This is a genomic window from Pigmentiphaga sp. NML030171, from assembly GCF_002188635.1.
Lineage (GTDB): Bacteria > Pseudomonadota > Gammaproteobacteria > Burkholderiales > Burkholderiaceae_B > Pigmentiphaga > Pigmentiphaga daeguensis.
This window is the reverse complement of sequence record NZ_NINX01000051.1, coordinates 119,209-142,429: the sequence shown is the minus strand read 5'-3', so window position 1 is coordinate 142,429 and position 23,221 is coordinate 119,209. Positions and strand designations below refer to the sequence as shown.

The 23,221-nt window shown below is 67.2% G+C and carries 22 protein-coding genes; 13 read left to right on the top strand and 9 right to left on the bottom strand.

The annotated features are described in order from the left end of the window. Window positions 1-20 precede the first annotated feature (20 nt). From CDO46_RS25650 to CDO46_RS25620, 7 genes are all read left to right on the top strand, one after another. Window positions 21-950, top strand: a complete 930-nt coding sequence (locus CDO46_RS25650; RefSeq protein ID WP_087841392.1) for a helix-turn-helix transcriptional regulator — start codon at window positions 21-23, stop codon at window positions 948-950. A 317-nt stretch (window positions 951-1,267) separates the two neighbouring features. Continuing rightward, entirely contained in the window at window positions 1,268-2,947 is a 1,680-nt protein-coding gene (gene boxC / locus CDO46_RS25645; RefSeq protein WP_087841391.1) for a 2,3-epoxybenzoyl-CoA dihydrolase, read from the top strand. Window positions 2,948-2,980: 33 nt separating this feature from the next. After that, entirely contained in the window at window positions 2,981-4,408 is a 1,428-nt protein-coding gene (boxB, locus tag CDO46_RS25640; RefSeq protein ID WP_087841390.1) for a benzoyl-CoA 2,3-epoxidase subunit BoxB, read from the top strand. Window positions 4,409-4,421: 13 nt separating this feature from the next. Beyond that, window positions 4,422-5,693, top strand: a complete 1,272-nt coding sequence (gene boxA, locus CDO46_RS25635; protein ID WP_087841389.1) for a benzoyl-CoA 2,3-epoxidase subunit BoxA — start codon at window positions 4,422-4,424, stop codon at window positions 5,691-5,693. Between the two features lie 5 nt (window positions 5,694-5,698). Then, window positions 5,699-6,484, top strand: coding sequence for an enoyl-CoA hydratase-related protein (locus CDO46_RS25630; RefSeq protein ID WP_087841388.1), 786 nt, complete (start codon window positions 5,699-5,701; stop codon window positions 6,482-6,484). Window positions 6,485-6,575: 91 nt separating this feature from the next. Beyond that, complete coding sequence (locus CDO46_RS25625) at window positions 6,576-7,400, top strand: enoyl-CoA hydratase/isomerase family protein (RefSeq protein ID WP_087841387.1); 825 nt, start codon at window positions 6,576-6,578, stop codon at window positions 7,398-7,400. Beyond that, window positions 7,397-7,849, top strand: coding sequence for a MaoC family dehydratase (locus tag CDO46_RS25620; RefSeq protein WP_087841386.1), 453 nt, complete (start codon window positions 7,397-7,399; stop codon window positions 7,847-7,849). Before CDO46_RS25625 ends, CDO46_RS25620 begins: the two co-directional genes overlap by 4 nt. A gap of 20 nt (window positions 7,850-7,869) precedes the next feature. Here CDO46_RS25620 and CDO46_RS25615 read toward each other — a convergent pair whose 3' ends face one another. Genes CDO46_RS25615 through CDO46_RS25605 form a run of 3 tightly spaced genes read right to left on the bottom strand, consistent with a single transcriptional unit; the run spans window position 7,870 to window position 10,260 of the window. Next, entirely contained in the window at window positions 7,870-8,148 is a 279-nt protein-coding gene (locus tag CDO46_RS25615; protein WP_087841385.1) for a DUF6587 family protein, read from the bottom strand. A 15-nt stretch (window positions 8,149-8,163) separates the two neighbouring features. Then, window positions 8,164-10,011: a ferrous iron transport protein B gene (gene feoB, locus CDO46_RS25610; RefSeq protein WP_087841384.1), complete on the bottom strand. Its 1,848-nt coding sequence runs from the start codon at window positions 10,009-10,011 to the stop codon at window positions 8,164-8,166. A gap of 6 nt (window positions 10,012-10,017) precedes the next feature. Then, window positions 10,018-10,260 (bottom strand): FeoA family protein, encoded by a 243-nt coding sequence (locus CDO46_RS25605; protein ID WP_087841524.1) that lies wholly within the window; start codon window positions 10,258-10,260, stop codon window positions 10,018-10,020. A gap of 197 nt (window positions 10,261-10,457) precedes the next feature. Here CDO46_RS25605 and CDO46_RS25600 point away from each other — a divergent pair, with 197 nt between their 5' ends. Then, window positions 10,458-10,676: a hypothetical protein gene (locus tag CDO46_RS25600; protein ID WP_087841383.1), complete on the top strand. Its 219-nt coding sequence runs from the start codon at window positions 10,458-10,460 to the stop codon at window positions 10,674-10,676. Window positions 10,677-10,694: 18 nt separating this feature from the next. On the opposite strand, the gene CDO46_RS25595 is transcribed toward CDO46_RS25600, so the two are convergent. The 5 genes from CDO46_RS25595 to CDO46_RS25575 all read right to left on the bottom strand — a co-directional run bounded on the left by CDO46_RS25595 (window position 10,695) and on the right by CDO46_RS25575 (window position 16,784). Then, the gene (locus tag CDO46_RS25595; protein WP_176400848.1) at window positions 10,695-11,582 is read right to left on the bottom strand and encodes a UDP-2,3-diacylglucosamine diphosphatase; all 888 of its coding nucleotides are present in this window, start codon (window positions 11,580-11,582) and stop codon (window positions 10,695-10,697) included. 77 nt (window positions 11,583-11,659) lie between these two features. Then, window positions 11,660-12,583, bottom strand: coding sequence for a triacylglycerol lipase (locus CDO46_RS25590; protein WP_087841381.1), 924 nt, complete (start codon window positions 12,581-12,583; stop codon window positions 11,660-11,662). After that, window positions 12,580-13,341 (bottom strand): tetratricopeptide repeat protein, encoded by a 762-nt coding sequence (locus CDO46_RS25585; protein ID WP_087841380.1) that lies wholly within the window; start codon window positions 13,339-13,341, stop codon window positions 12,580-12,582. The genes CDO46_RS25590 and CDO46_RS25585 overlap by 4 nt, the downstream gene beginning before the upstream one ends. A gap of 511 nt (window positions 13,342-13,852) precedes the next feature. Then, window positions 13,853-16,111 (bottom strand): TonB-dependent siderophore receptor, encoded by a 2,259-nt coding sequence (locus tag CDO46_RS25580; RefSeq protein ID WP_243724580.1) that lies wholly within the window; start codon window positions 16,109-16,111, stop codon window positions 13,853-13,855. Between the two features lie 235 nt (window positions 16,112-16,346). Then, on the bottom strand, window positions 16,347-16,784 hold the full coding sequence (locus CDO46_RS25575; protein ID WP_087841379.1) for an RDD family protein: 438 nt from the start codon (window positions 16,782-16,784) through the stop codon (window positions 16,347-16,349). Window positions 16,785-17,241: 457 nt separating this feature from the next. Between CDO46_RS25575 and CDO46_RS25570 the strand changes: the two genes are divergently transcribed. The 3 genes from CDO46_RS25570 to ilvC all read left to right on the top strand — a co-directional run bounded on the left by CDO46_RS25570 (window position 17,242) and on the right by ilvC (window position 20,666). Next, a complete protein-coding gene (locus CDO46_RS25570; protein ID WP_087841378.1) occupies window positions 17,242-18,963 on the top strand; it encodes an acetolactate synthase 3 catalytic subunit in 1,722 nt (573 codons plus the stop codon). Between the two features lie 9 nt (window positions 18,964-18,972). Then, window positions 18,973-19,464, top strand: coding sequence for an acetolactate synthase small subunit (gene ilvN / locus CDO46_RS25565; protein WP_087841377.1), 492 nt, complete (start codon window positions 18,973-18,975; stop codon window positions 19,462-19,464). Window positions 19,465-19,649: 185 nt separating this feature from the next. Next, on the top strand, window positions 19,650-20,666 hold the full coding sequence (ilvC, locus tag CDO46_RS25560) for a ketol-acid reductoisomerase (RefSeq protein ID WP_087841376.1): 1,017 nt from the start codon (window positions 19,650-19,652) through the stop codon (window positions 20,664-20,666). 121 nt (window positions 20,667-20,787) lie between these two features. Here the strand turns inward: ilvC and CDO46_RS25555 are convergent, their stop codons facing one another. Further along, entirely contained in the window at window positions 20,788-21,696 is a 909-nt protein-coding gene (locus CDO46_RS25555) for a LysR family transcriptional regulator (protein WP_087841375.1), read from the bottom strand. A 103-nt stretch (window positions 21,697-21,799) separates the two neighbouring features. Here CDO46_RS25555 and CDO46_RS25550 point away from each other — a divergent pair, with 103 nt between their 5' ends. Together CDO46_RS25550 and CDO46_RS25545 are read left to right on the top strand one after the other, a co-directional pair. Continuing rightward, window positions 21,800-22,402 carry an amino acid synthesis family protein gene (locus CDO46_RS25550; protein ID WP_087841374.1) on the top strand — a complete coding sequence of 201 codons (603 nt, stop codon included), beginning with the start codon at window positions 21,800-21,802 and terminating at the stop codon, window positions 22,400-22,402. After that, on the top strand, window positions 22,399-23,190 hold the full coding sequence (locus CDO46_RS25545; protein ID WP_087841373.1) for an alpha/beta fold hydrolase: 792 nt from the start codon (window positions 22,399-22,401) through the stop codon (window positions 23,188-23,190). The genes CDO46_RS25550 and CDO46_RS25545 overlap by 4 nt, the downstream gene beginning before the upstream one ends. Window positions 23,191-23,221: the final 31 nt, after the last annotated feature.

Below are 23,221 nucleotides of genomic sequence, written 5' to 3'. Positions count from 1 at the left end.
CATCTTGCGGGTGAGGTCCGATGAAAGAAGAGGCAGTTTCCGAAGCGGGGCAGGCCGCGGCCAACGACGCGCCGGCCAAGGAGCCTTTTCTGGTGACGCTGGGAGAACGAATACGGACGCTGCGGGCCAGGCGAGGCCTGACCCGCAAGGCCACGGCCTCGGCAGCCGGGATTTCCGAGAGGCATCTCGCCAACCTGGAGCTGGGCACGGGCAACGCCTCCATCCTGATCCTGCTGCAGGTTTCCCAGGCCTTGCAGTGCTCGCTGGCCGAAATCCTGGGCGATGTCACCACCACCAGTCCGGAATGGCTGTTGATCCGCGAGTTGCTGGAAGGCCGCTCCGAGGCGGACCTGCATCGCGCCCGCAATACCTTGACGGAAATGTTCGGCTCGCGCGGGGACAATCATTCCCGCCTGTCCCGCATCGCCCTGGTCGGCCTGCGGGGGGCGGGCAAGTCCACGCTGGGGCGGATGCTGGCCGAGGACCTGGGCTACACCTTCATCGAGCTGAGCCGGGAAATCGAGAAAGTGGCCGGCTGCAGCATCGTCGAGATCCATTCGCTGTACGGCGCCAACGCCTATCGCCGCTACGAGCGGCGGGCGCTGGAGGAGACCGTGCAGATCCATCCCGAGGTCGTGATCGCCACGCCGGGCGGCCTGGTGTCGGACGTCTCGACCTTCAATCTGCTGCTGTCGCACTGCTATACGGTCTGGCTGCAGGCCGACCCCGAGGACCACATGCGCCGGGTCGTGGCGCAGGGCGATTTCCGCCCGATGTCGGGCAGCCGCGAGGCCATGGACGACCTCAAGCGCATCCTGGCGGGGCGGGCGGCGTTCTATGCCAAGGCCGACGCCCGCTACAACACCAGCGGCCATTCGCTTGAAGAGGCTTTTGCCGGCCTGCGTTCGCTGGTGCGCAATGCGGCGGGCATGGTGGACTGGAGTATGTAGTAGAGCCCCCCTACGCGCTGACGCGCGCCCGGCATGGTGAGCCCCCAGCCGCTACGCGGCAGCCCCCCGAGGGGGGGCCGGGGCCCGCCTTGGGTCGGCCCGGCGCCGGGCCCCGTAGGGGCGAAACCGGTGGACCGGCGGAGCCGGATCCGCGGTTTCCTGGGTCTGGGGCGGTTGTCTGGGTTTGGGAGGTTCGGTTTTCTGAATCGTCAGGGTTGATCCTAGTTGGCGGAGGCTTGACGCGCTTGGGTTCATGAACTATCTTTCATTCAATAGCTGGTTGATGCACTAAGATGCATAAACGTCGAGGAGATGTCATGAGCAACGTCGTTCAGGCCGATCAGGCTGCCGGGAAGGTGGACTACCGCACGGATCCGTCCCAGTACCGGCATTGGAAGCTGAGTTTCGAGGGGCCGGTGGCGACGCTGGGCCTGGATATCGCCGAGGATGGCGGGTTGCGGCCGGGGTATCGGCTCAAGCTCAATTCCTACGACCTGGGCGTGGACATCGAGCTGCACGACGCCCTGAACCGTATCCGTTTCGAGCATCCCGAAGTGCGCACGGTGGTGGTTACCAGCATGAAAGACCGGATTTTCTGTTCGGGCGCCAACATCTTCATGCTGGGCCTGTCGAGCCACGCCTGGAAGGTGAATTTCTGCAAGTTCACCAACGAGACCCGCAACGGCATCGAGGACTCCAGCCGCCATTCCGGGTTGAAGTTCCTGGCCGCCATCAACGGCGCCTGCGCCGGCGGCGGTTATGAACTGGCGCTGGCTTGCGACGACCTGGTGCTGATCGACGACAAGTCCTCGTCGGTGTCGCTGCCCGAGGTGCCGCTGCTGGGCGTGCTGCCCGGTACGGGCGGCCTGACCCGCGTCACCGACAAGCGCCACGTGCGCCATGACCTGGCGGACATTTTCTGCACGACCAGCGAAGGCGTGCGGGGCCAGCGCGCGGTGGAATGGCGGCTGGTCGATTGCGCGCCCAAGCCTTCGCAGTTCGCCCAGGTGGTACAGGAGCGCGCGCAACGGCTGGCCGAGTCCAGCGATCGCCCTGCGGGCGCCCGCGGTGTGCCCCTGGCCCGCATCGAGCGCACCGAGGAGGCCGATGCGCTGGGCTATCGCTACGTGGACGTGCGCATCGACCGCGCCAACCGCAGCGCCGTGTTCACCGTGAAGGCGCCGGATGCCGCGCAGCCCGAGGACGTGGACGGCATCGTGGCGGCCGGCGCGGATTGGTGGCCGATGGCGATGGCGCGCGAACTGGATGACGCCATCCTGCACATGCGCACCAACGAACTGGACATCGGCACCTGGCTGCTCAAGACCCAGGGCGATGCCGACCGGGTGCTGGCCTGCGACGCCACGCTCCAGCGGCATGCCGGGAACTGGTTCGTGCGCGAGGTCACGGGCCTGCTGCGGCGTACGCTGGCTCGGCTGGACGTTTCGTCCCGCTCGCTGTTCGCGCTGATCGAACCCGGTTCATGCTTTGCCGGCACGCTGGCCGAACTGGCCTTCGCCGCCGACCGCGCCTACATGCTGGCGCTGCCCGACGAACCCGGCCGCGCGCCGCGGCTGACGCTGTCGGAACTGAATTTCGGCACCTACCCGATGGTCAACGGCCAGTCGCGCCTGGCCCGCCGGTTCTACGAAGAGGCCGAGCCGCTCGCCGCCGCGCGCGCCCGGGCCGGCCAGGCGCTGGACGCGGACGCGGCCTACGCGCTGGGCCTGGTGACGGCGGCGCCGGACGACATCGACTGGGCCGACGAGATCCGCATCGCCATCGAGGAGCGCGCCGCCATGTCGCCGGATGCCCTGACCGGGCTGGAGGCCAACCTGCGCTTCGCCAGCCAGGAAACCATGGAAACCCGGATTTTCGGCCGTTTGAGCGCGTGGCAGAACTGGATCTTCAACCGTCCGAACGCGGTGGGGGAAAAGGGCGCCCTGAAGGTGTACGGCAAGGGCGAGAAAGCGGCCTTCGATCTGAATCGAGTGTAACCATCCCGCAGTCCGGACCAACGGAGTCGAGACATGTCCAGCATCAACTACAGCGAGAAGATTCCCAACAACGTCAATCTGTCGGAGGACCGCACGCTGCAACGCGCGCTGGAACAATGGCAGCCGAACTTCCTGAGCTGGTGGGGCGACGTCGGTCCGGAAGGAAGCACGAACTACGACGTCTACCTGCGCACCGCCATCAGCGTCGATCCGCAGGGCTGGGCCCAGTTCGGCCACGTGAAGATGCCCGACTACCGCTGGGGCATCTTCCTGAACCCGGCCGAGAAGGACCGCAAGATCCATTTCGGCGATCACATGGGCGAGGCCGCGTGGCAGGACGTTCCGGGCGAGCACCGCGCCAACCTGCGCCGCATCATCGTCACGCAGGGGGATACCGAGCCGGCGTCGGTGGAGCAGCAGCGCCACCTGGGGCTGACCGCCCCGTCCATGTACGACCTGCGCAACCTGTTCCAGGTCAACGTCGAGGAAGGCCGCCACCTGTGGGCCATGGTCTACCTGCTGCACCGCTATTTCGGCCGCGACGGCCGCGAGGAAGCCGAGGCGCTGCTGGATCGCCGCTCGGGCGACCAGGACAACCCCCGCATACTGGGGGCCTTCAACGAGCGCACCCCGGACTGGCTGTCCTTCTTCATGTTCACGTATTTCACCGACCGCGACGGCAAGTTCCAGTTGAGCGCGCTGGCCGAATCGGGTTTCGATCCGCTGGCCCGCACGACCAAGTTCATGCTGACCGAGGAAGCGCACCACATGTTCGTGGGCGAGTCGGGCGTCTCGCGCGTGATCCAGCGCACCTGCGAGGTGATGAACCAGCTCAAGACCGACGACCCCGCCCGCATCCGCGCGGCCGGCGTGATCGATTTCGGCACCATCCAGCGCTACCTGAATTTCCACTACAGTGTCACGATCGACCTGTTCGGCGCCGACGAGTCTTCCAACGCCGCGGCCTTCTACAGCTCCGGCCTGAAGGGGCGCTACGAGGAGGGCAAGCGTACCGACGACCACAAGCTGCGCAACGAGAGCTACAAGGTGCTGGAAGTGCGCGACGGCAAGCTGGTCGAGAAGGACGTCCCCATGCTGAACGGCCTGAACGAAGTCCTGCGCGACGACTACATCAAGGATTCGATGGCGGGCGTGGCGCGCTGGAACAAGGTGATCGAGAAGGCCGGCATCCCCGTGCGGCTGACCGTGCCGCACAAGGCGTTCAACCGCCAGATCGGTTCGTTGTCCGGCGTGCGCGTTTCGCCCGAGGGCCAGGTCGTGTCGCAGGCCGAGTGGGACGCCAAGAAGGACCAGTGGCTGGCCACGCCGGAAGACCGCGCCTTCGTCGCCTCGTTGATGGGGCGCGTGGTCGAGCCGGGCAAGTTCGCCAACTGGATCGCGCCTCCGGTCATGGGCATCAATCGCCAGCCGGTGGATTTCGAGTACATCCGGTTCAACTGAGCAAGCCCCCATCATGGATACGCCAGTCCAGACGGTCGTCATCAAGCAGCACCTGATCGACCCGGAAATCTGCATACGCTGCAACACGTGCGAAGCGACGTGTCCCGTCGGGGCCATCACGCACGACGACAACAACTACGTCGTGCGGGCCGACGTATGCAACAGTTGCATGGCCTGTGTGCCGCCGTGCCCCACGGGGGCGATCGACAACTGGCGTTCCGTTCCGAAATCCGCCGCCTACAGCATCGAGGACCAGTTCACGTGGGACGAGCTGCCCGGCAAACTTACCCCCGATCAACTGGCGGCGGCGGGCGCGGAAGCGATCGAGGAAGAGGCCGTCCAGGAAGCGGCGCCGCTTCCCGTTGCGCCTGGCGCCGACGAGGCGTTCAATTCGGGCGCCTATGGCGCCACCACGCCTCCGTGGTCGGCCGCCCATGCCTATACGAACCTTTATGGCCCGCGCAATCCGATCACGGCCACCGTGGTCGGCAACGTGCGCGTCAACGAGCCCGGCACGCAGAACGAGACCCATCACATCGTGCTGGATTTCGGCTCGCTGCCGTTTCCGGTGCTGGAAGGGCAGTCCATCGGCATCGTGCCGCCGGGGACCGACGGCCAGGGCAAGGCGCACCACGCGCGCCAGTACTCCATCGCCAGTCCCCGCAACGGCGAGCGGCCCGGCTACAACAACATTTCCCTGACGGTCAAGCGCGTGACGGCCGATCATCAAGGCAATCCGGTGCAGGGCCTCTGTTCGAATTACGTGTGCGACCTGAAGGTGGGGGACAAGGTCCAGGTCATCGGCCCCTTCGGCGCGTCGTTCCTGATGCCCAACCATCCGCGTTCGCACATCGTGATGATCTGTACCGGGACCGGCAGCGCGCCCATGCGGGCCATGACCGAGTGGCGCCGCCGCCTGCGCGGAAAGGGGCGGTTCGAGAGCGGCAAGCTGATGCTGTTCTTCGGCGCCCGCACCAAGGAAGAACTGCCTTATTTCGGTCCCCTGATGAGCCTGCCCAAGGATTTCATCGACATCAACCTGGCGTTCTCGCGCGCGCCGGGTGCGCCCAAGCGCTATGTCCAGGATCTGATGCGCGAGCGCGCCGCCGACCTGGCGGGGCTGCTGCAGGATGCCAATACGCATTTCTATGTCTGTGGACTCAAGAGCATGGAAGAGGGCGTCGTCCTCGCATTGCGCGACGTGGCCTTGCAGGCCGGGCTGAACTGGGAGGCCATCTCGGGTTCGCTCAAGCGCGAAGGCCGCCTGCATCTCGAAACCTACTAACGCCCATGGATACTCTTCGGATAACCAGGAACGAATCGGGCGTGGTCGATGTGCGCATGGCGCGGCCCGAGGTCTTCAACGCCTTCGACGAACGGATGATCGAAGAACTGGCGCAGGCCTTCGCCGAACTGGGCGGCGATCCGTCCACGCGCGCGATCGTGCTTTCCGGGGAAGGCAAGGCGTTCAGCGCGGGCGCGGACCTGCAGTGGATGCAGCGCGCCAGCCAGGCCAGCGAGGAATGGAACCTGGAGGACGCGCGGCGCTTCGCCGCCATGCTCGATGCCATCGCCTCCTGTCCCAAGCCGACGATCGCCCGCGTCCATGGCGTGGCGCTGGGCGGCGGCGTGGGGCTGGCCTGCGCGTGCGACATGGCGGTGGCCAGCAGCGATGCCCGTTTTGCCGCCAGCGAGGCCCGCTTCGGCATCCTGCCCGCCGTCATCAGCCCCTATCTCGTCAATGCGGTGGGCAAGCGCCATGCCTTGCGCCTGGCGCTGACCGCCGCGCGCATCGACGCGCAGACGGCGCTGCACATGGGTATGGTGCAGCAGGTGGTCGACGCCGCCGGCCTGGATGCCGCGGTGCAGGCGATCGTGGCCGAACTGCTGGCCAATGGTCCGCATGCGCTGGCCGAGATCAAGGCCTTGTTCGGACGGCTGGAGGTCGGTCCCGTCACCCCCGAGGTGCGCGAGCTGACGGCTCGCACGATCAGCCGGGTGCGGGGCACGGACGAGGCGCGCGAGGGATTCGCCGCCTTCCTGGCCAAACGGCCCGCGGCCTGGATCCGGCAATAGTCAGGCAGGGCCGCCAGCTTCCGCGCACGGCGGTCCGCCGGACCGCCGTTCTTGCATGTCCACGATCCCACCGTCTCCAAGGAGAGCCGCGATGCCTCGTTCCCTAGCCGTAGAAACCCAGGATTTCCGCATCGACCTCGCCGACGACGGCGTGGCCGAACTCGTGCTGGGGCCGGCGGGCGGCATGCCGGCGCTGGGCGCCGACGGCCACGCCGAACTCGCCGCCGTCTGGCCGCGCCTGGCGCGCGAACCGGGCGTGCGCTGTGTCCTGGTACGCAGCGAGGGCAAGGGGTTCTGCGCCGGCGGACACATGGAACTGGTGCAGGGCATGCTGGAACACGAGAGCGACCGGCTGCGCGTCATGCGCGAGGCGCGCGACATCGTCCAGGGCATGATCGACTGCGACCTGCCCGTGGTGTCCGCCATCAACGGCGCGGCGGTGGGGGCCGGCGCCGTGCTGGCCCTGCTGGCCGACGTGTCCGTCGCAGCCAGAAGAGCCAAGCTGATCGACGGCCACACCAAGCTGGGCGTGGCGGCGGGCGATCACGCGGCCATCATCTGGCCGCTGCTTTGCGGCATGGCCAAGGCCAAGTACCATCTGCTGACCTGCGCGCCCCTGGACGGCGAAGCGGCCGAACGCATCGGGCTGGTCAGCCTGTGCGTGGACGATGCCGAGCTGCTGTCCACGGCGCGGGGCATCGCCGCGCAACTCGCCGCTGGCAGCCCTACCGCGCTGGCCTGGACCAAGCGCAGCCTGAATCACTGGCTGCGCGCCGCCTGGCCGGCCTTCGAGCATTCCCTGGCGATGGAGATCATGGGATTCGCGGGGGCCGACGCGCGCGAGGGGCTCGCGGCATTGAGCGAAAAGCGGCCGCCGCGTTTCGGCGCGTCCACGACCAGGAGAACGACCCAATGAAGTTTGCCGATTTCCAGCCCGGCATGATCATCGAAGCCGGCCCCCGGCGGATCGAGGAAACGGAGATGCTGGCGTTCGCGCGCAGCTACGATCCGCAGTGGTTCCATGTGGACGGCAAGGCGGCGGGCAAGGGCCGGTTCGGGGCGCTGATCGCCAGCGGATGGCAGACCTGCGGCATCGCGATGGAGCTGGCGGTCAGGGCCGTGCTGCACGACTCCGAGTCGTTCGCGTCGCCGGGCGTGGAGGAGGTCCGCTGGCCCCATCCGGTCATGTCGGGAGACGAATTGCGACTGCGCGCCGAGGTGCTGGAAGTGCGGACTTCGCGCAGCCGGCCCGAACTGGGCGTGCTGCGGTGGCGCTGGCATCTGTTGAACCAGGACGGCAAGGAGGTCCTGGAGTTGACGGCCACGAGCCTGTTCGACCTGAAGCTCGAGGCGCCGCGAGGCTGACGCCCGGCTTCGTCGCGGCCTTATTTCCTGGCGTGGACCTGGATGGTCTTGGTTTCGCCGGGGCCGCAGGTTCCGCATGTTCCGCAGCCGCTGCCGCATCCCGCATCGGGCGTCGCGGCGCCCAGGCTCCTGCCCAGCTTCCGCACCCAGGCGGCCTGGCCCGGACGGTCCATGCGGCGCGCGAGCCAGGACTGCATGCGCATGCGCGTCTTGGGCGCGAACCGGCCGAAGGCCTTGATCACGCAGGCGGCGACGATCAGCGCCACCAGCGTCATTTCGAACAGGGAATAGGCGCTCACGGAAGCCTCCCGGAATCAGGTCAGCAGCCTCGTCACCTGGTAGGTGATGAAGGATGCGATGTAAGCCAGCCCGAACAGGTAGCCCGCGGTCAGCGCGACCACCTTCCAGGAATTCGTTTCGCGCCGGATCACGGCCAGCGTCGACAGGCATTGCGGCGCGAAGATGAACCAGGCCAGCAGCGAGAACGCGGTCGCCAGCGGCCATTGGGCGGCGATCAGCGGCGTCAGCATGGTCGAGGCCGCGTCGTCGTCGGCGGCCGACAGCGCGTACACCGTGGCCAGCGCGCCCACCGCGACTTCCCGCGCGGCCAGGCCGGGGATCAGCGCGATCGATATCTGCCAGTTGAAGCCGATGGGCGCGAACACGGTCTGCAGGGCTTCCCCGATGCGGCCGGCGAAGCTGTACTCGATGGCCGGGCCGGTGGCGCCCTCGGGCGGGCCGGGGAAGCTGGACAGGAACCAGATCAGCACGGTCAGCGCCATGATGATGCCGCCCACGCGCGCCAGGAAGATGCGTGCCCGCTCGACCAGCCCGGTGGCCACGTCGCGCAGGTTGGGGATGCGGTAGGAGGGCAGTTCCAGCAGCAGCGAATGCTCCGTGGCGTCGCGGCGCAGCAGCTTCATGACCCAGGACACCACCAGGGCGCTGACGATGCCGGCCACATACAGCGCGAACAGCGTGACGCCCTGGAGGTTGAAGATGCCGAGCACCGTCCGGCTGGGAATGAAGGCGCCGATCAGCAGCGTGTAGACCGGCAGGCGCGCCGAGCAGGTCATCAGCGGCGCGACCAGGATAGTGGCCAGCCGGTCGCGCGGGTCCTGGATGGTGCGCGTGGCCATGATGCCCGGGATCGCGCAGGCGAAGCTCGACAGCAGCGGGATGAAGGAGCGGCCGGTCAGGCCGGCGCCCACCATCATGCGGTCCAGCAGGAAGGCGGCGCGCGGCAGATAGCCCGACTCTTCCAGCAGCAGGATGAAGAAGAACAGGAACAGGATCTGCGGCAGGAACACCAGCACGCTGCCGGCGCCGGCGATGATGCCGTCCACCAGCAGGCTGTTGAGCATGCCTTCGGGCAGCGTCTGGCCCACCCAGGCGCCCAGGGACGAGACCGACGTCTCGATCAGGTCCATGAGCGGCTCGGCCCACGAGAACACGGCCTGGAACATCAGGAACATGACGATGGCCAGCGTGACCAGCCCCAGCACGGGGTGCAGGACCCAGCGGTCGATGGCGTCGTCGATGGCGGCGGTGCGCCGCGGCATCGACACGGCCTCGCTCAGCAGCCCGTTGACCGCCTGGTGCAGGTCGGCGCCGGCGGGCAGCGCGGGCGGCGCGGCGGGCATGTCGCCGTCGATGCGCGCCAGCAGCTGCGCCGCGCCGTCGCGCTTGATCGCGATGGTTTCGACGATGGGGATGCCCAGCGCCTGCTGGAGCTTGTCGCGGTCGATCCGGATGCCGCGCTTGGCGGCGGCGTCCACCATGTTGAGCGCCAGGACCATGGGCAGCCCGAGCCGCTGCAGTTCCAGCACGAAGTGCAGGTGCAGGCGCAGGTTGGTCGCGTCCACCACGGCCACCAGCAGGTCCGGACGGCGCTCGCCGGCGAAGTTGCCCATGCAGACGTCGCGGGTGATGGCTTCGTCCGGGCTCGTGGCATGCAGGCTGTAGGCGCCGGGCAGGTCCAGCACGCTGACCTGCAGGCCCGAGGGCGTGACCAGCCTGCCCTCCTTGCGCTCGACGGTGACGCCGGCGTAGTTGGCCACCTTCTGGCGGCTGCCCGTCAGCAGGTTGAACAGGGCGGTCTTTCCGCAGTTCGGGTTGCCGACCAGGGCAACGCGCAGATTGGACAAGGTAGTGGTGGACATCGGGATTCAGGAGGCGAGCGGTTCGACCAGGACCCGCGCGGCTTCGGAGCGGCGCAGGGCGAAACGGGTGAAACCGATCTGGATCAGCAGGGGATCGGCCCCGATCGGGCCGCGCGCCACGATGCGCACGCGCTCGCCCGCCACGAAGCCCAGGTCGCGCAGGCGCACGGCGATGGGGTCCGCCGGGGCGGCGTCTTCGACGGCGTTGACGGCGGCGTCATGGCCATAAGGTAGCTCGGAGAGGCGGATAGCCATGTGCTCGGTTGGTAGAAGAAAATGAAAACGATTACTAATTATAAAAGTTTTGCACCGATCCGGGGCGAATAGCCGCCATATCGACAAGGGCAGGGGAAGCGGGCGGCCAGAGGTAAGGAATTGCTAGCCGCTCCACCGTGGCGGCCGGGCATCGGTTATCTTGATGCCGTCACATCACCGAAGGGGGAGATATGAAGGCATCCGTCATCATCGGCCTGCTGCTGATCGTGCTGGGCGTGGTCGCGCTGGGCTACAAGAGTTTTTCGTACACGTCGGAAGAAACGCTGCTCAAGGTCGGTCCGGTCGAGGCCACGGCCGATACCCGTAAGACGGTTCCCATTCCCACCTGGGCCGGCGTGGCCGCCATCGTGGTCGGCGCCGCGGTGATCGTGCTGGGACGCCGGCGCTAGCCGCCGCGCCCGGGCGGCTCAGACGTCGGCCGTCTCGGTCTGCGAGCTTTCGCGCGCCGGCTGGGAAGCGGGGCGGGGCGCCAGCGCCGAAGGAAGCGCAGGCAGCTCCAGCGGCCGGCGCCGCTTGGACTTCACCGCCGCCGGCTCGCCCGCGTCGGTCAGGTGGGTCCAGTACACGAGCCGCAACTGGCCGTGCTCGTCCTCGACCAGGGCCGACAGGCTTTCCACCCAATCCCCGTCATTGCAGTACAGCACCCCGTCCACATGCCGGATTTCCGGCTTGTGGATGTGGCCGCACACGACGCCATCGTAGCCCTGGCGCCTGGCCTCGTTGACCAGCACGTCCTCGAAGTTGGTGATGAAGGACACGGCGTTCTTCACCTTGTGCTTCAGGTATTGCGACAGCGACCAGTAGTGCAGCCCCAGCCGGCGGCGCACGCGGTTGAAGTGCAGGTTGAGCCATAGCGCGAAGGTGTAGAGCGTATCGCCCAGGTGGGCCAGCCACTTGCTGTGCTGGATCACGCCGTCGAACTGGTCGCCGTGGGTGACCCACAGGCGCTTGCCGTCGGCCGTGACGTGGACCGCGTCTTCCTGGACCTGGATGTCGCCGAAGGCGTAGCCGATGAACTGGCGGGCGAATTCATCGTGGTTGCCGGGAATGAAGATGACCCGCGTGCCCTTGCGCGCCTTGCGCAATACTTTCTGCACCACGTCGTTGTGGGCCTGCGGCCAGGTCCAGCTTTTGCGAAGCTGCCAGCCGTCGATGATGTCGCCGACCAGGTAGAGGGTCTCGGCCTCGTTGTGCTTGAGGAAGTCCAGCAAGTGGCTGGCGTTGCAGCCGGCGGTTCCCAGATGCAGATCCGAGATCCAGATGGTGCGCCATTGGGTGGAGGGCGATGTCGTCACGCTGGCCGGGAGGATGTTTCCATGGAATGAATGGAAACATGCCGCGATGACGTGTTTGTGACGGTGCGGGACCGTTGTCAGGCCGCGTCGCTTTTCGCCGTGTCCGAAGCGTGCAGGGCGTCCAGGCGCTCTTCGACGAAGGCCCGCACACCGGCGTCATGGGCAAGGGCCATGTGCCCGACGCGGGCGACCACGAGATAGGCCGCTGCACCCGGCAGCAGGGCGCGGTCGACCGGGCAGACGATGTTGTCGTGGTGCGAGGCGATGCAGGTGCAGCGGCTGGCCACGGCCGGTGTCTCGGCGGTCTGCAGGTCGCACAGCCACGGGCTGTCGGGCAGCATCTGGGCCGCGCACAAGCCGCGTCCGAAGCGCGCGTGCCAGGTACCCCGGTGCGGCGTGCCCAGCGTGATGACGTGGCCGATGGGCGCGTCGGGCGCGATGCGCAGCGCGGCCCGCGCCGCGAGGCCGCCCATGCTGTGGGCGATCACGGTCACGCGCTCGTGGCCCGCGCGCAGCGCCAGCGCGGCGGCCTCGGCGGCCACCTGCGCGCCGAATCCGTCTATGCCGGCCCGCGGAGGTTCCAGGTCCAGCGCGGCGACGATCCAGCCGCGCGCGGCCAGCCAGGTATCGAAGTCGCGCCAGATGCCCCGATTGCAGCCGTAGCCGTGCACCAGCAGCACGGCGCCCCGGGGGCGGGCCGGCACGCGGATGGGCCAGCGGTGCCGCCACGGGATGTCGAGGTACATGTTGCGCAGGGACAGGTAGATTTCCTCGGGCATGGCGGCCAGCCAGCCGGGCGGGCCGGCGGGGCCGGTGCGATCGGTCAGCAGCCGGGCCAGCGCGAAGCCCAGGGCGACGATCGCCGCGTGGATGACGACGGCCAGCAGGAGCGCGGTCAGCAGGGCCGCGGGCCAGGGCAGCCATGCCGACAGCGCCCAGGAGGTCAGGGCCACCAGGATCGCCACGCCGAGCGTGAACCCGCGCATGGCCCATGCCATCATGCGGCCGGACCTCGCGTGGCCGCGCGCGCGGCCAGTTCGGCGGCCTTGGCGCGTACCCGCGCATCGGCCGCCTGTTCCAGGAAAGCGCAGGCCTTGGCGAGAAAGGCCGCCGTGGCGGTCTCGGGCACACGATCCAGCCAGGGCAGCGCGGCGTCGATCTGGCCACGCTCGATCAGCAGGCGCGCATAGTTGAACTGTCCGCGGAAGTCGCCGCCCTCGGCCGCGCGCCGGTAGTGTTCGAACGCCTGTTGCCTGTCGACGGGCACTTCCCAGCCGTCCTCGTGGAAGCCGCCGATGATATTGATCGACTTGGCATGGCCCAGGGCCGCCGCCTTTTCGAACCACGCCAGCGCCTGCGCCCGGTCCGCGGCAACACCCTCGCCCAGCGCCAGGGCGGTCGCATAGTTGTACATGCCCCAGTCCAGCCCCTGTTGCGCGGCCAGCCGGTACCAGTAGGCCGCCAGCACGAGGTTGACGGGCACGCCCCAGCCGTGGTGGTGGCATTGGCCGAGCATGTTCATGGCCATGGGGTGGTCGGCGTCGGCGGCACGCTTGAACCAGTACACGGCCTGTTTCCGATCGACGGGCAGGCCCTGGCCGTCCAGCAGCATCTGTCCGAACACCGCCTGCGCCTCGACGACACCGCCTTCAGCCGCCGCCCGCACCCAGGCCGCGGCGCGCTCGCGCGGGCCGCGCAGGATCTCGGCCAGGTCGTCGGCGGTGGCGGCGTTCAGTTGCTGTGGAGAGATGGGCTCCATGTTTTTTAGGGTGTTGATGGGACTCATGGGATTGTGCATCAAGAACTTGGGTTCCAAACACGGCCGTGTCCGGAGGCGCGGGGCCGCATGGGGCGCAACGGAGCCGGTCCTGGCCTTTGGCCAGGACTTCCCGGCGTTCAGGTGCTTGGCGGGGCGGGCGCAGAACTCGGGCGGGCACAGTCCCCCGGACTGTGCCTACTGCCGCGCTCAGACAGCTGCGCCCTTGCTTCCCCGCCAAGCACCTGAACGCCGGCGGCTCCAATGCGCCCCATCCGGCCCCGCGCCCCCGGACACGGCCTGCAACGTCGCGAAGCGTGGCTCACATGGAGCGGGGTAGGGCGGAAAAGAAAAGAGGCGCCTTGCTCACGCAAGGCACCTCCCACAGGCCAACCAGGACACGCAGAATAGCCGCCCCCCGCCAGCCTATTAGTCCCCCAGGGCACAGCGGATCCGGCTCTGCCGGTCCGCCAGTGCCGCCCCCTGGGGGGCGCGCGTAAGCGCGTAGGGGGGGTCAATACTTCAAGTTGAGGTTCAGGATCGCGGCGCGGCCGGCGCCGACCGACGCGTAGTGGGTCGAGTAGGTCGTGGTGAAGTAGCGCTTGTCGGTCAGGTTCATCAGGTTCAGCTGCAGGCTGACGTTGCGGTTGATCCGGTAGGCCGCCATCGCGTCGAAGCGGGTGTAGCCGGGGATGTAGCGGCGCACCGCCGCGTTAGAACCGTATTGCTTGCTGGAGATGAACACGCCGCCGCCGATCGAGAAGTCGCTGTTGATGGCATACGTGGTCCACAGCGTGGCCGTGTGCTTGGGCGTGTTGGGGAACGCCTGGCCGCTGGCGGCGGCGGTGTCCCGGCCCAGGTCGCGGACTTCGCTGTCCAGGAACGTGTAGCCGCCGAACACTTGCCAGGCCTTGGTGATGTTGCCCGAGGCACCGATTTCGAAGCCGTTGATGCGGCGGTTGCCGGCCATGGCGTAGGTGCCGTCGGGCTGGGTCACGCGGGCGTTGGTGGTGTCGATGCGGAAGATCGCCCCGGACAGCGCCAGGCGGTTGTCCAGCACGTTCCACTTGGTGCCGACTTCCAGCGAACGGTTCTTCTCCGGAGCCATGTCCTTGGCGTTGACGCCCACGCCGTTGCGTCCCGGGACGATGCCCTGGGATTCCGAGCCCTGGCCCAGGGTGGAGTTCGCCGGCGTCGACGACGTGCCGTACGACACGTAGACGCTGCCGTTCTTGGCCGGCTTGTAGATCAGGCCCAGCTGGTAGTTGAACAGCGTGTCGCTGCGGCCCACGTCGGCGGTCGGGCTGACCAGGCCGGTCTTGTAGTTGTCCACGCGCGCGCCGAGGTTGGTCAGCCACTTCTCGCTCAGCTTGATGGTGTCGAAGCCGTAGACCGAGAAGGTGGTGGCCTTGAAGTGATTGTTGCGCTGGCCTTCGACCGTCGAGCCGTTCCACGGATCGTTGGGGTTGGGGTTGTAGAGGTCCGTGCAGTTGTAGCCGGACGGCGCGCCCACGCCCGCAGCGCAAGTCGCGGCTCCGGTATTGTTGGGGCTCGGCAGCGTGCGCGCGACGGTGTACGAGCCGGTGTCCGATTTCTCGCGCGAGATCTCGATGCCGGTGTTGAAGCTGTGCTCGTAGCCGCCCAGGTTGGCCTTGCCGAACAGTTCGGTCTGGTTGGCGATGGTGTGCACGCCGCCGGTGCGGGACTTCGCGTTGCGCCAGACGCGGCCGTCGTTCACGTTGCCCTGGCTGTCATCGGGGTTGGTCCACACGTAGCGCTGGTCCACGGACGTGTAGCGCAGCGTGTTGCGTACCGTGAGGTTGCTGCTGATGTCGTGTTCGACGCGGGCGGTGGCAACGTCCGAGCGGGTCTTGTAGAAGTCGCTTTTCAGGCCGTAGAAGTTGTCCATGTTGACGGTGACGGGGCGGATCGCCGTCACGCCGGCCGGGACCCGGTTGCCGTACATGAACGGGATGCCGGAGTCCGGCGTATCGTCGGTCTGGATGTGCGAATAGCTGAGGGTGACGCGGGTGGGGGTGTTCAAGCCCCAGGTAAACGACGGCGCGATACCCCAGCGGGATACGTCCACGCCGTTGCGGCCTGCGACGTCGGCGTCGTGCGCCATGGCATTCAGGCGGAAGGCCATGCTGTCGCCCAGCAACCAGTTGCCGTCGACCGTGGCGCGCTTGTAGTTGTCCGTGCCCAGGCCCAGCGTGGCATTGGTGAACTTCTCGGCCTTGGGGGTCTTGGTGATCAGGTTGATGCTGCCGCCCGCGCCGCCGCGGCCGCCGTAGGCGCCGTCCGGTCCCTTGATGACCTCGATCTGTTCGAGGTTGAAGACTTCACGCGTCACGGCGCCGATATCGCGCATGCCGTCGATGTACGTGCTCGATTGCGCGTCGTAGCCGCGGATGAAAGGCCGGTCGCCCAGCGGGTTGCCGCCTTCACCGGCCCCGAACGAGATGCCCGGTGTCAGGCGCAGCGCTTCGGTCAGCGTGGTGGACGCGGTGTTCTCGATGATTTCCTGAGGGATGACGGTGACGCTCTTGGGCGTGTCCAGCAGCGGCGCGGTGAATTTCTGCGAGGCGGACTGGTCGGCCTTGTACGCCGATTCGGCCTCGCCGCGCACCGTGATGGGCGCGAGCTGGCCGCTGGTGCGGGGCGCGTCGGCCGAGTTGGCGCTCTGCGCCTGGGCCTGGGCGGCGGGCACGAACGTGAGCGCGCTGATGGCGGCCGCCAGGGTATTGAACCGGAACTGGTTCGTAGATATCACCGTGAAATCCCCCGAAGGTGGGCGCGAGGCCCGTCATGGATGCGGGGCGGGGTGTCTGGCCCCCGCCCTCGTGAGATGAGATGAAACTCTAACGAAGAATGATTCGCATTCTTCGTTGACCAGGGAAGATAGGCGCCGTGAGCTTACAGATAGCTGAACAGTGGCCGGCAAGCCGGGGATTTCGTGAAAAATGCAACACCAGGCGCCGGATTTCCGGCGCCTGGCCGGGGACGGATCACCGCGTGGAGACGAGCCGGGTGCCGACGATGCGATCGTGGGGGAACTGGCGGTCGCGGTCGAAGAAGGTCCAGACGAAACCCAGTCCGGTCAGCGTGAAGGGCCAGGCCAGGACGTAGCGCAGCACGGCTTTCCAGACCGGCGGGCGGCCGCCGCCGGCGTCGATCAGCCGGATGTGCCAGGTCTTCATGGGCAGGGTCTGTCCACCCAGCCGCCAGCACAGCACGAAATAGACGCCGATGACGCAGAACAGCCACGCCTGCCGCTCGTGCCGCAGCATGAGCGCATGCCGGCTCTGGGTCAGGGTATCGAACAGATAGTCGGCCACGAACACCACCCCGAACAGCAGGATGGCTTCATACATCATGCAGGCGAACCGGCGCCAGCGGCCCGGCGCGGCCTGGAGGGCGGGAGAGGCGGAAGGGGTGTCGTTCATGGGGCGCTACGATAACCGAGCATGGCCGGCTCCGTCCGCCCGTGGCCGCGACCCGGGGGAAAATCCCAGTCACTGCGGTGAGCCTTGACCGCATCGCAACATTCCTGATAGCCTAGCGGGCTCGCCGAAAGCGTTACAAAAGTCGACGGCAGAGAGCTTCATCTGACGCCAGGCACCCTTCGGCGTCATGCAGTGCAGTCAACCAAGCCTGGCCCGCGCCAAAAGCGTTGTGGCGGCCTTAGCCCCAGGGCGAAGGCAGTCCGGTCCCGGCCTTCCGTTTCAACCTTCAGTGCTCGTTCCGGTGAACGTGCGCGAGGTCGGCAAGGTGGGCGAGTGGAACGGTTCCGTGAACCGTGAAGCGTCGCCGCATGTTGCCGGTGCCCGCGCAGGTTTGGTTTCCCTGCCTGAGGCAGTACCGCCCGGGGCGTCAGCGCGAACTTGAATGGACGAAAATCTAATGGAACTCACAGGCGCAGAGATCGTCGTGCGCGCCCTGGCCGACGAAGGGGTCGAACATGTGTTCGGCTATCCGGGCGGCTCGGTCTTGTACATCTACGACGAGATCTTCAAGCAAGACAGATTCAAGCACATCCTGGTGCGTCACGAGCAGGCAGCCGTGCACGCCGCGGACGCGTATTCGCGCGTATCGAACCGCGTCGGCGTGGCGCTGGTCACCAGCGGTCCCGGCGTGACCAACGCGGTCACCGGCATCGCCACCGCCTACATGGACTCCATCCCCATGGTGGTGCTGACCGGCCAGGTGCCCACCTCGGCCATCGGCCAGGATGCCTTCCAGGAAGCCGACACGGTCGGCATCACCCGGCCGTGCGTCAAGCACAACTTCCTGGTCAAGGACGTCAAGGACCTCGCGGACGTCATCCGCAAGGCCTTCTACATCGCCCGCACCGGCCGTCCCGGCCCCGTGCTGGTCGACATCCCCAAGGACATCACGATCGCCCGCGGGAAGTACACCCCGCCGACGGGCGAGATCAAGATGCGTTCCTACTCGCCCGTCGTGAAGGGGCACCAGGGCCAGATCAAGAAGGCGGTCCAGCTGCTGCTGCAGGCCGAGCGCCCCATGATCTACACCGGCGGCGGCGTGATCCTGTCCGACGCTGCGCCCGAGCTGACCAAGCTCGTGCAGATGCTGGACATGCCCTGCACCAACACGCTGATGGGCCTGGGCGCGTTCCCGGCGGACGACCGGCGCTTCGTGGGGATGCCCGGCATGCACGGCACCTACGAAGCCAACATGGCGATGCAGCACTGCGACGTGCTGGTGGCCATCGGCGCCCGCTTCGACGACCGCGTCATCGGCAATCCCAAGCATTTCGCGCAGAACGCCCGCAAGATCGTCCACATCGACATCGACCCGTCGTCGATCTCCAAGCGCGTGAAGGTCGACGTGCCCATCGTGGGCGACGTCAAGGACGTGCTGGTGGACTTCCTGGCGCAGGTCGAGGCCTCGCTCAAGGAAACCCGGCGCAATCCCGAGCAGATCGCCGGATGGTGGAAGCAGATCGGCGCCTGGCGCGAGCGCGAGTGCCTGAAGTACACGTCCTCCAATGACGTCATCAAGCCGCAGTTCGTGATCGAGAAGCTGTGCGAGATCACCCGCGGCGAGGCCTTCGTGACCTCGGACGTGGGCCAGCACCAGATGTGGGCCGCGCAGTACTACCGCTTCAACAAGCCGCGCCGCTGGGTCAATTCCGGCGGCCTGGGCACCATGGGTGTGGGCCTGCCGTACGCCATGGGCGTGCAGATGATGCATCCGGATGCCGACATCGCCGTCATCACCGGCGAAGGCTCGATCCAGATGAACATCCAGGAGCTGTCGACCTGCCAGCAGTACCACCTCAGCCCCAAGATCCTGTGCCTGAACAACCGGTACCTGGGCATGGTGCGCCAGTGGCAGCAGATCGACTACGGCTCGCGCTATGCCGAGTCGTACATGGATTCGCTGCCTGACTTCGTCAAGCTGGTCGAGGCCTACGGCCACGTCGGCATGCGCATCGAAAGCCCCCGCGACGTCGAGGGCGCGCTGCGCGAAGCCTTCACCACGCACAAGAAACGCCTGGTGTTCCTGGACATCATCACGGACCGCACGGAAAACGTGTGGCCCATGGTGAAGGCCGGCAAGGGCCTGACCGAGATGCTGCTCGGTTCCGAAGACCTGTAAGGAGCGCACATGAGACATGCCATATCCGTGCTCCTGGAGAACGAAGCCGGTGCACTTTCCCGGGTGGTCGGGCTTTTCTCGGCCCGCGGCTACAACATCGAGACCCTGACCGTCGCCCCGACCGAGGATGCCACCCTTTCGCGCATGACCATCGTCACCTCGGGCTCCGACGACGTCATCGAGCAGATCACCAAGCACCTGAACCGCCTGGTCGAGGTGGTCAAGGTGGTGGACCTGACCGAGGCGCCCCACATCGAACGCGAACTGATGCTGATCAAGGTTCGCGCGGTAGGCAAGGAGCGCGAGGAAATGAAGCGGATGGTCGATATCTTCCGCGGCCATATCGTCGACGTGACCGACAAGAGCTACACCGTCGAGCTGACCGGCGACAAGGGCAAGCTCGACGCGTTCATCGAAGCGCTCGATCGCGCCAGCATCCTTGAAACGGTGCGCACCGGCAGTTGCGGCGTCGGCCGTGGCGAACGGGTATTGAAGATCTAACCCCCCTGATTGGTAGTCCCCCCCTACGCGCTGACGCGCGCCCCCCAGGGGGCGGCACTGGCGGACCGGCAAAGCCGGATCCGCGGTGCCCTTGGTCTCTCGGGTTCACCCGCGGGGCCGAGGTGGGGGTGGTACGTGTTTGATTGAATTTGAATTGATTCTGGATTGAATTTTGGAGAGCATCCATGAAAGTTTTCTACGATAAAGATTGTGATCTGTCGCTGATCAAGGGCAAGACCGTCGCCATCATCGGCTACGGCTCGCAAGGCCATGCCCATGCCCAGAACCTGAACGATTCCGGCGTCAAGGTCGTGGTCGGCCTGCGCAAGGGCGGGGCTTCGTGGGACAAGGCCGCCAACGCCGGCCTGACGGTCAAGGAAGTGAACGAGGCGGTGAAGGAAGCCGACGTCGTCATGATCCTGCTGCCCGACGAGAACATCGCCAAGGTCTACGCCGAGAACGTCGGCCCCAACATGAAGAAGGGCGCCGTGCTGGCCTTCGCCCACGGCTTCAACGTCCACTACGGCGCCGTCGTGCCCCGTGAGGACGTGGACGTCATCATGGTCGCTCCCAAGGCCCCCGGCCACACCGTGCGCTCCACCTACACCCAGGGCGGCGGCGTGCCCCACCTGGTGGCCGTGTACCAGGACAAGTCCGGCGCCGCCCGCGACATCGCCCTGTCGTACGCCATGGCCAACGGCGGCGGCCGTGCCGGCATCATCGAGACCAACTTTCGCGAAGAAACCGAAACCGACCTGTTCGGCGAGCAGGCCGTGCTGTGCGGCGGTACCGTCGAACTGATCAAGGCCGGCTTCGAGACGCTGGTGGAAGCCGGCTACGCGCCCGAGATGGCCTACTTCGAGTGCCTGCACGAGCTCAAGCTGATCGTCGACCTGATCTACGAAGGCGGCATCGCGAACATGAACTACTCGATCTCGAACAACGCGGAATACGGCGAGTACGTCACCGGCCCGCGCATCGTGACCGAGGACACCAAGAACGCCATGCGCGCCGTCCTGAAGGACATCCAGACCGGCGAATACGCCAAGAGCTTCCTGCTGGAGAACATGGCCGGCGCCCCGACGCTGAAGTCGCGCCGCCGCCTGACGGCCGAGCACGACATCGAGCAGGTCGGTGGCAAGCTGCGCGAAATGATGCCCTGGATCCGCAAGAACAAGCTGGTCGACCAGAGCAAGAACTAGACCCCCCCTACGCGCTTACGCGCGCCCCCCAGGGGGCGATGCGGGTGGACCGGCGGAGCCGGATCCACCGCATCCTGGGTCTTGAACCCTCACGCTTGCGTGGGGGTTTTTCTTTTGCCGGTCAGGAGAGGAGTTCGCCGCCTTTGTCGGCGGCGAGTTCGCGCATCAGGTCGACCAGCAGGTCGTGCATGTGGCGGGCGGCGGGGGAGAGGCTTTGGCCGGGGCGGGTGACGAGGCCGACGGTGCGGGCGATGACGGGGCGGTGCAGGCGGACGAAGGCCAGTTTGTGGCGGCGTGCCGGGCGGGCCAGGGTGGGAAGGATGGTGATGCCCAGGCCCGAGCGCACGCTGGCGATGAGCGAGGTCCGGTTGGTGACGGTCATGCCGGGCGTGGCCACCCATGGCGGGATGTCGGGGTGGCGCAAGGCTTCGAAGGTGGCGTTGGCGATCAGGCGTTCGCCCTGCAGTTCGCTCCAGTCCACCGGCTTGCGCCGTCCGGCCAGGCGATGCGAGGGCGGGCAGATGATGCCGAATTCGTCGCGCGCGATGGGCAGGAAGTCCAGCCGGGGTTCGTCGGCCAGGAGGCCGGCGATGCCGATGTCGACTTCGCCGCTCAGCACGAGTTGGCGCACGGCCTGTGAAGGCATGTCGATGGCGCGCAGGCGGACCTGGGGGAACTGGCGGGTGTAGCGGGCCAGGATGTCGGGCAGCCATTCGTCCGCCAGCGAGGGCATGACCGCCAGCGAGACCGAGCCGTGGCGTGCTTGCGCCAGTTCGTTGGCTTCCAGCCGGACACGGTCGTGTATCGCCAGCAGTTCGCGGAACAGGGGCAGGACGCTCCAGCCGAGCGGCGTGGGCCGGGCCCGCTTGCCGGGTTCGAACAGCGGGGCGCCTACCTGCCGTTCCAGATCGTCCATGGCGGCGGAGACGGCGGCCTGGGAGCGGAAGGTAGCCTGCGCCGCCGCGAGAAAGCTGCCGCTGTCGACGGCGGCCACGAATTGCCTCAGGTGCTGGATCTTGAAGGGGTCCATGGCAGTCCGTAAATTCAGGTTTTCCGAATTTTATTTCCACAAATTTGGCTTGGCAAAAATCAGGGCCATGGCGACCATATCCGCAGGACAAGAAGGAGGTCGCATGACGCTGGAAGTGCGCAAAGTCGTTTCGTATGTCGAGGAAACGCGGGTGGAGGGCGGCAGGAAGGCCGAACGGCCCCTGCTGATGGTGCTGAGCGCCGCGGTCCTGAAGAATCCGTGGGCGGGGCGGCCATACACCGAGGACCTGCAGCCCGAGATCCTGCGCATCGCGCCGCCGCTGGGCGATCTGCTGGTGGGGGAGATCCTGAAGTACACGGGCTCCGGCGAGCGGGTCGAGGGCTACGGCAAGGCCGCCGTGGTCGGTGCCGACGGCGAGGTCGAGCATGCCTCGGCGCTCATCCATACGCTGCGATTCGGGAACAAGTACCGGAACGCGGTGGGAGGCACGAGCTATCTGAGTTTCACCAACTCGCGCGGACCGATGGGGTGTCCCATCGTCGTGCCGATGATGCACAAGAACGACGAGGGGATGCGGTCCCACTACCTGACGGTGCAGGCCACCATTGCCGATGCGCCCGCGGCGGACGAGGTCGTCGTCGCGCTGGGCGCCAGCGTGGGAGGGCGGCCGCACCATCGCATCGGCGACCGCTACCAGGACATGCGCGAGATGGGGCTGGCCCCGGCCGGGAAGGAGGCCTCGTGACCTGGCCGACCCGAGTAGTCCGCAGCGGCTCGGGGGCGCCCGTCGTCCTGGTCCACGGCGTCGGCCTGGATCTGGGCATGTGGGACGAACTGGCGCGCGAGCTGGGGAACGAGTTCGAGCTGATCCGCTATGACATGCTGGGGCATGGCAGCACACCGCTGCCGGCGGGCGAAGCCGGGCTGGACCGGTACGTGGCGCAACTGGGCGACGTGCTGCGCGAGCAAGGGTTGCGCCAGCCCGCCGTGGTGGGGTATTCGATGGGCGGGCTGGTTGCCGGGCGGTTCGCCGCGCGCCATCCCGGCGAAGTGGGGAAACTGGTGCTGATGAGTACCGTCTTTCGCCGTACCGAGGCCGAGCGCCTGGCGGTACGGGCGCGGCTGGAGCAGGCCGAGGGCGGGGACGGGGCGGCGAGCGCGCAGGCATCCGTGGCGCGCTGGTTCTCGCCGGCGTTCGTCGAGGCCGCGCCGGGCCGCGTCGAAGCGATCCGGCAGCGGCTGCTGGCAAACCGGCGCGAGGATTTCCTGGCGGCCTATCGCATCTTCGCGGGCGCCGACGGCGTCCTGCCCGAGGCGGCGCCGCAGATCCTCTGTCCGACGCTGGTGATGACGGGCGACCAGGACACCGGGTCCACGCCCCGCATGGCGGAGGAGCTGGCGCGGTCCATCCCTCACGCCGCGCTGCGGATCGTGCCGGGACAGAAGCACATGTTGCCCGTAGAGGGCGTGACGGCTGCCGCGGCGGCCCTCAGGGAATTCCTGGGGTCGGGTGGCACGCGGCGGGCCGCCTGAACGGACCGCACCATACCAAGCAAGGAGACAA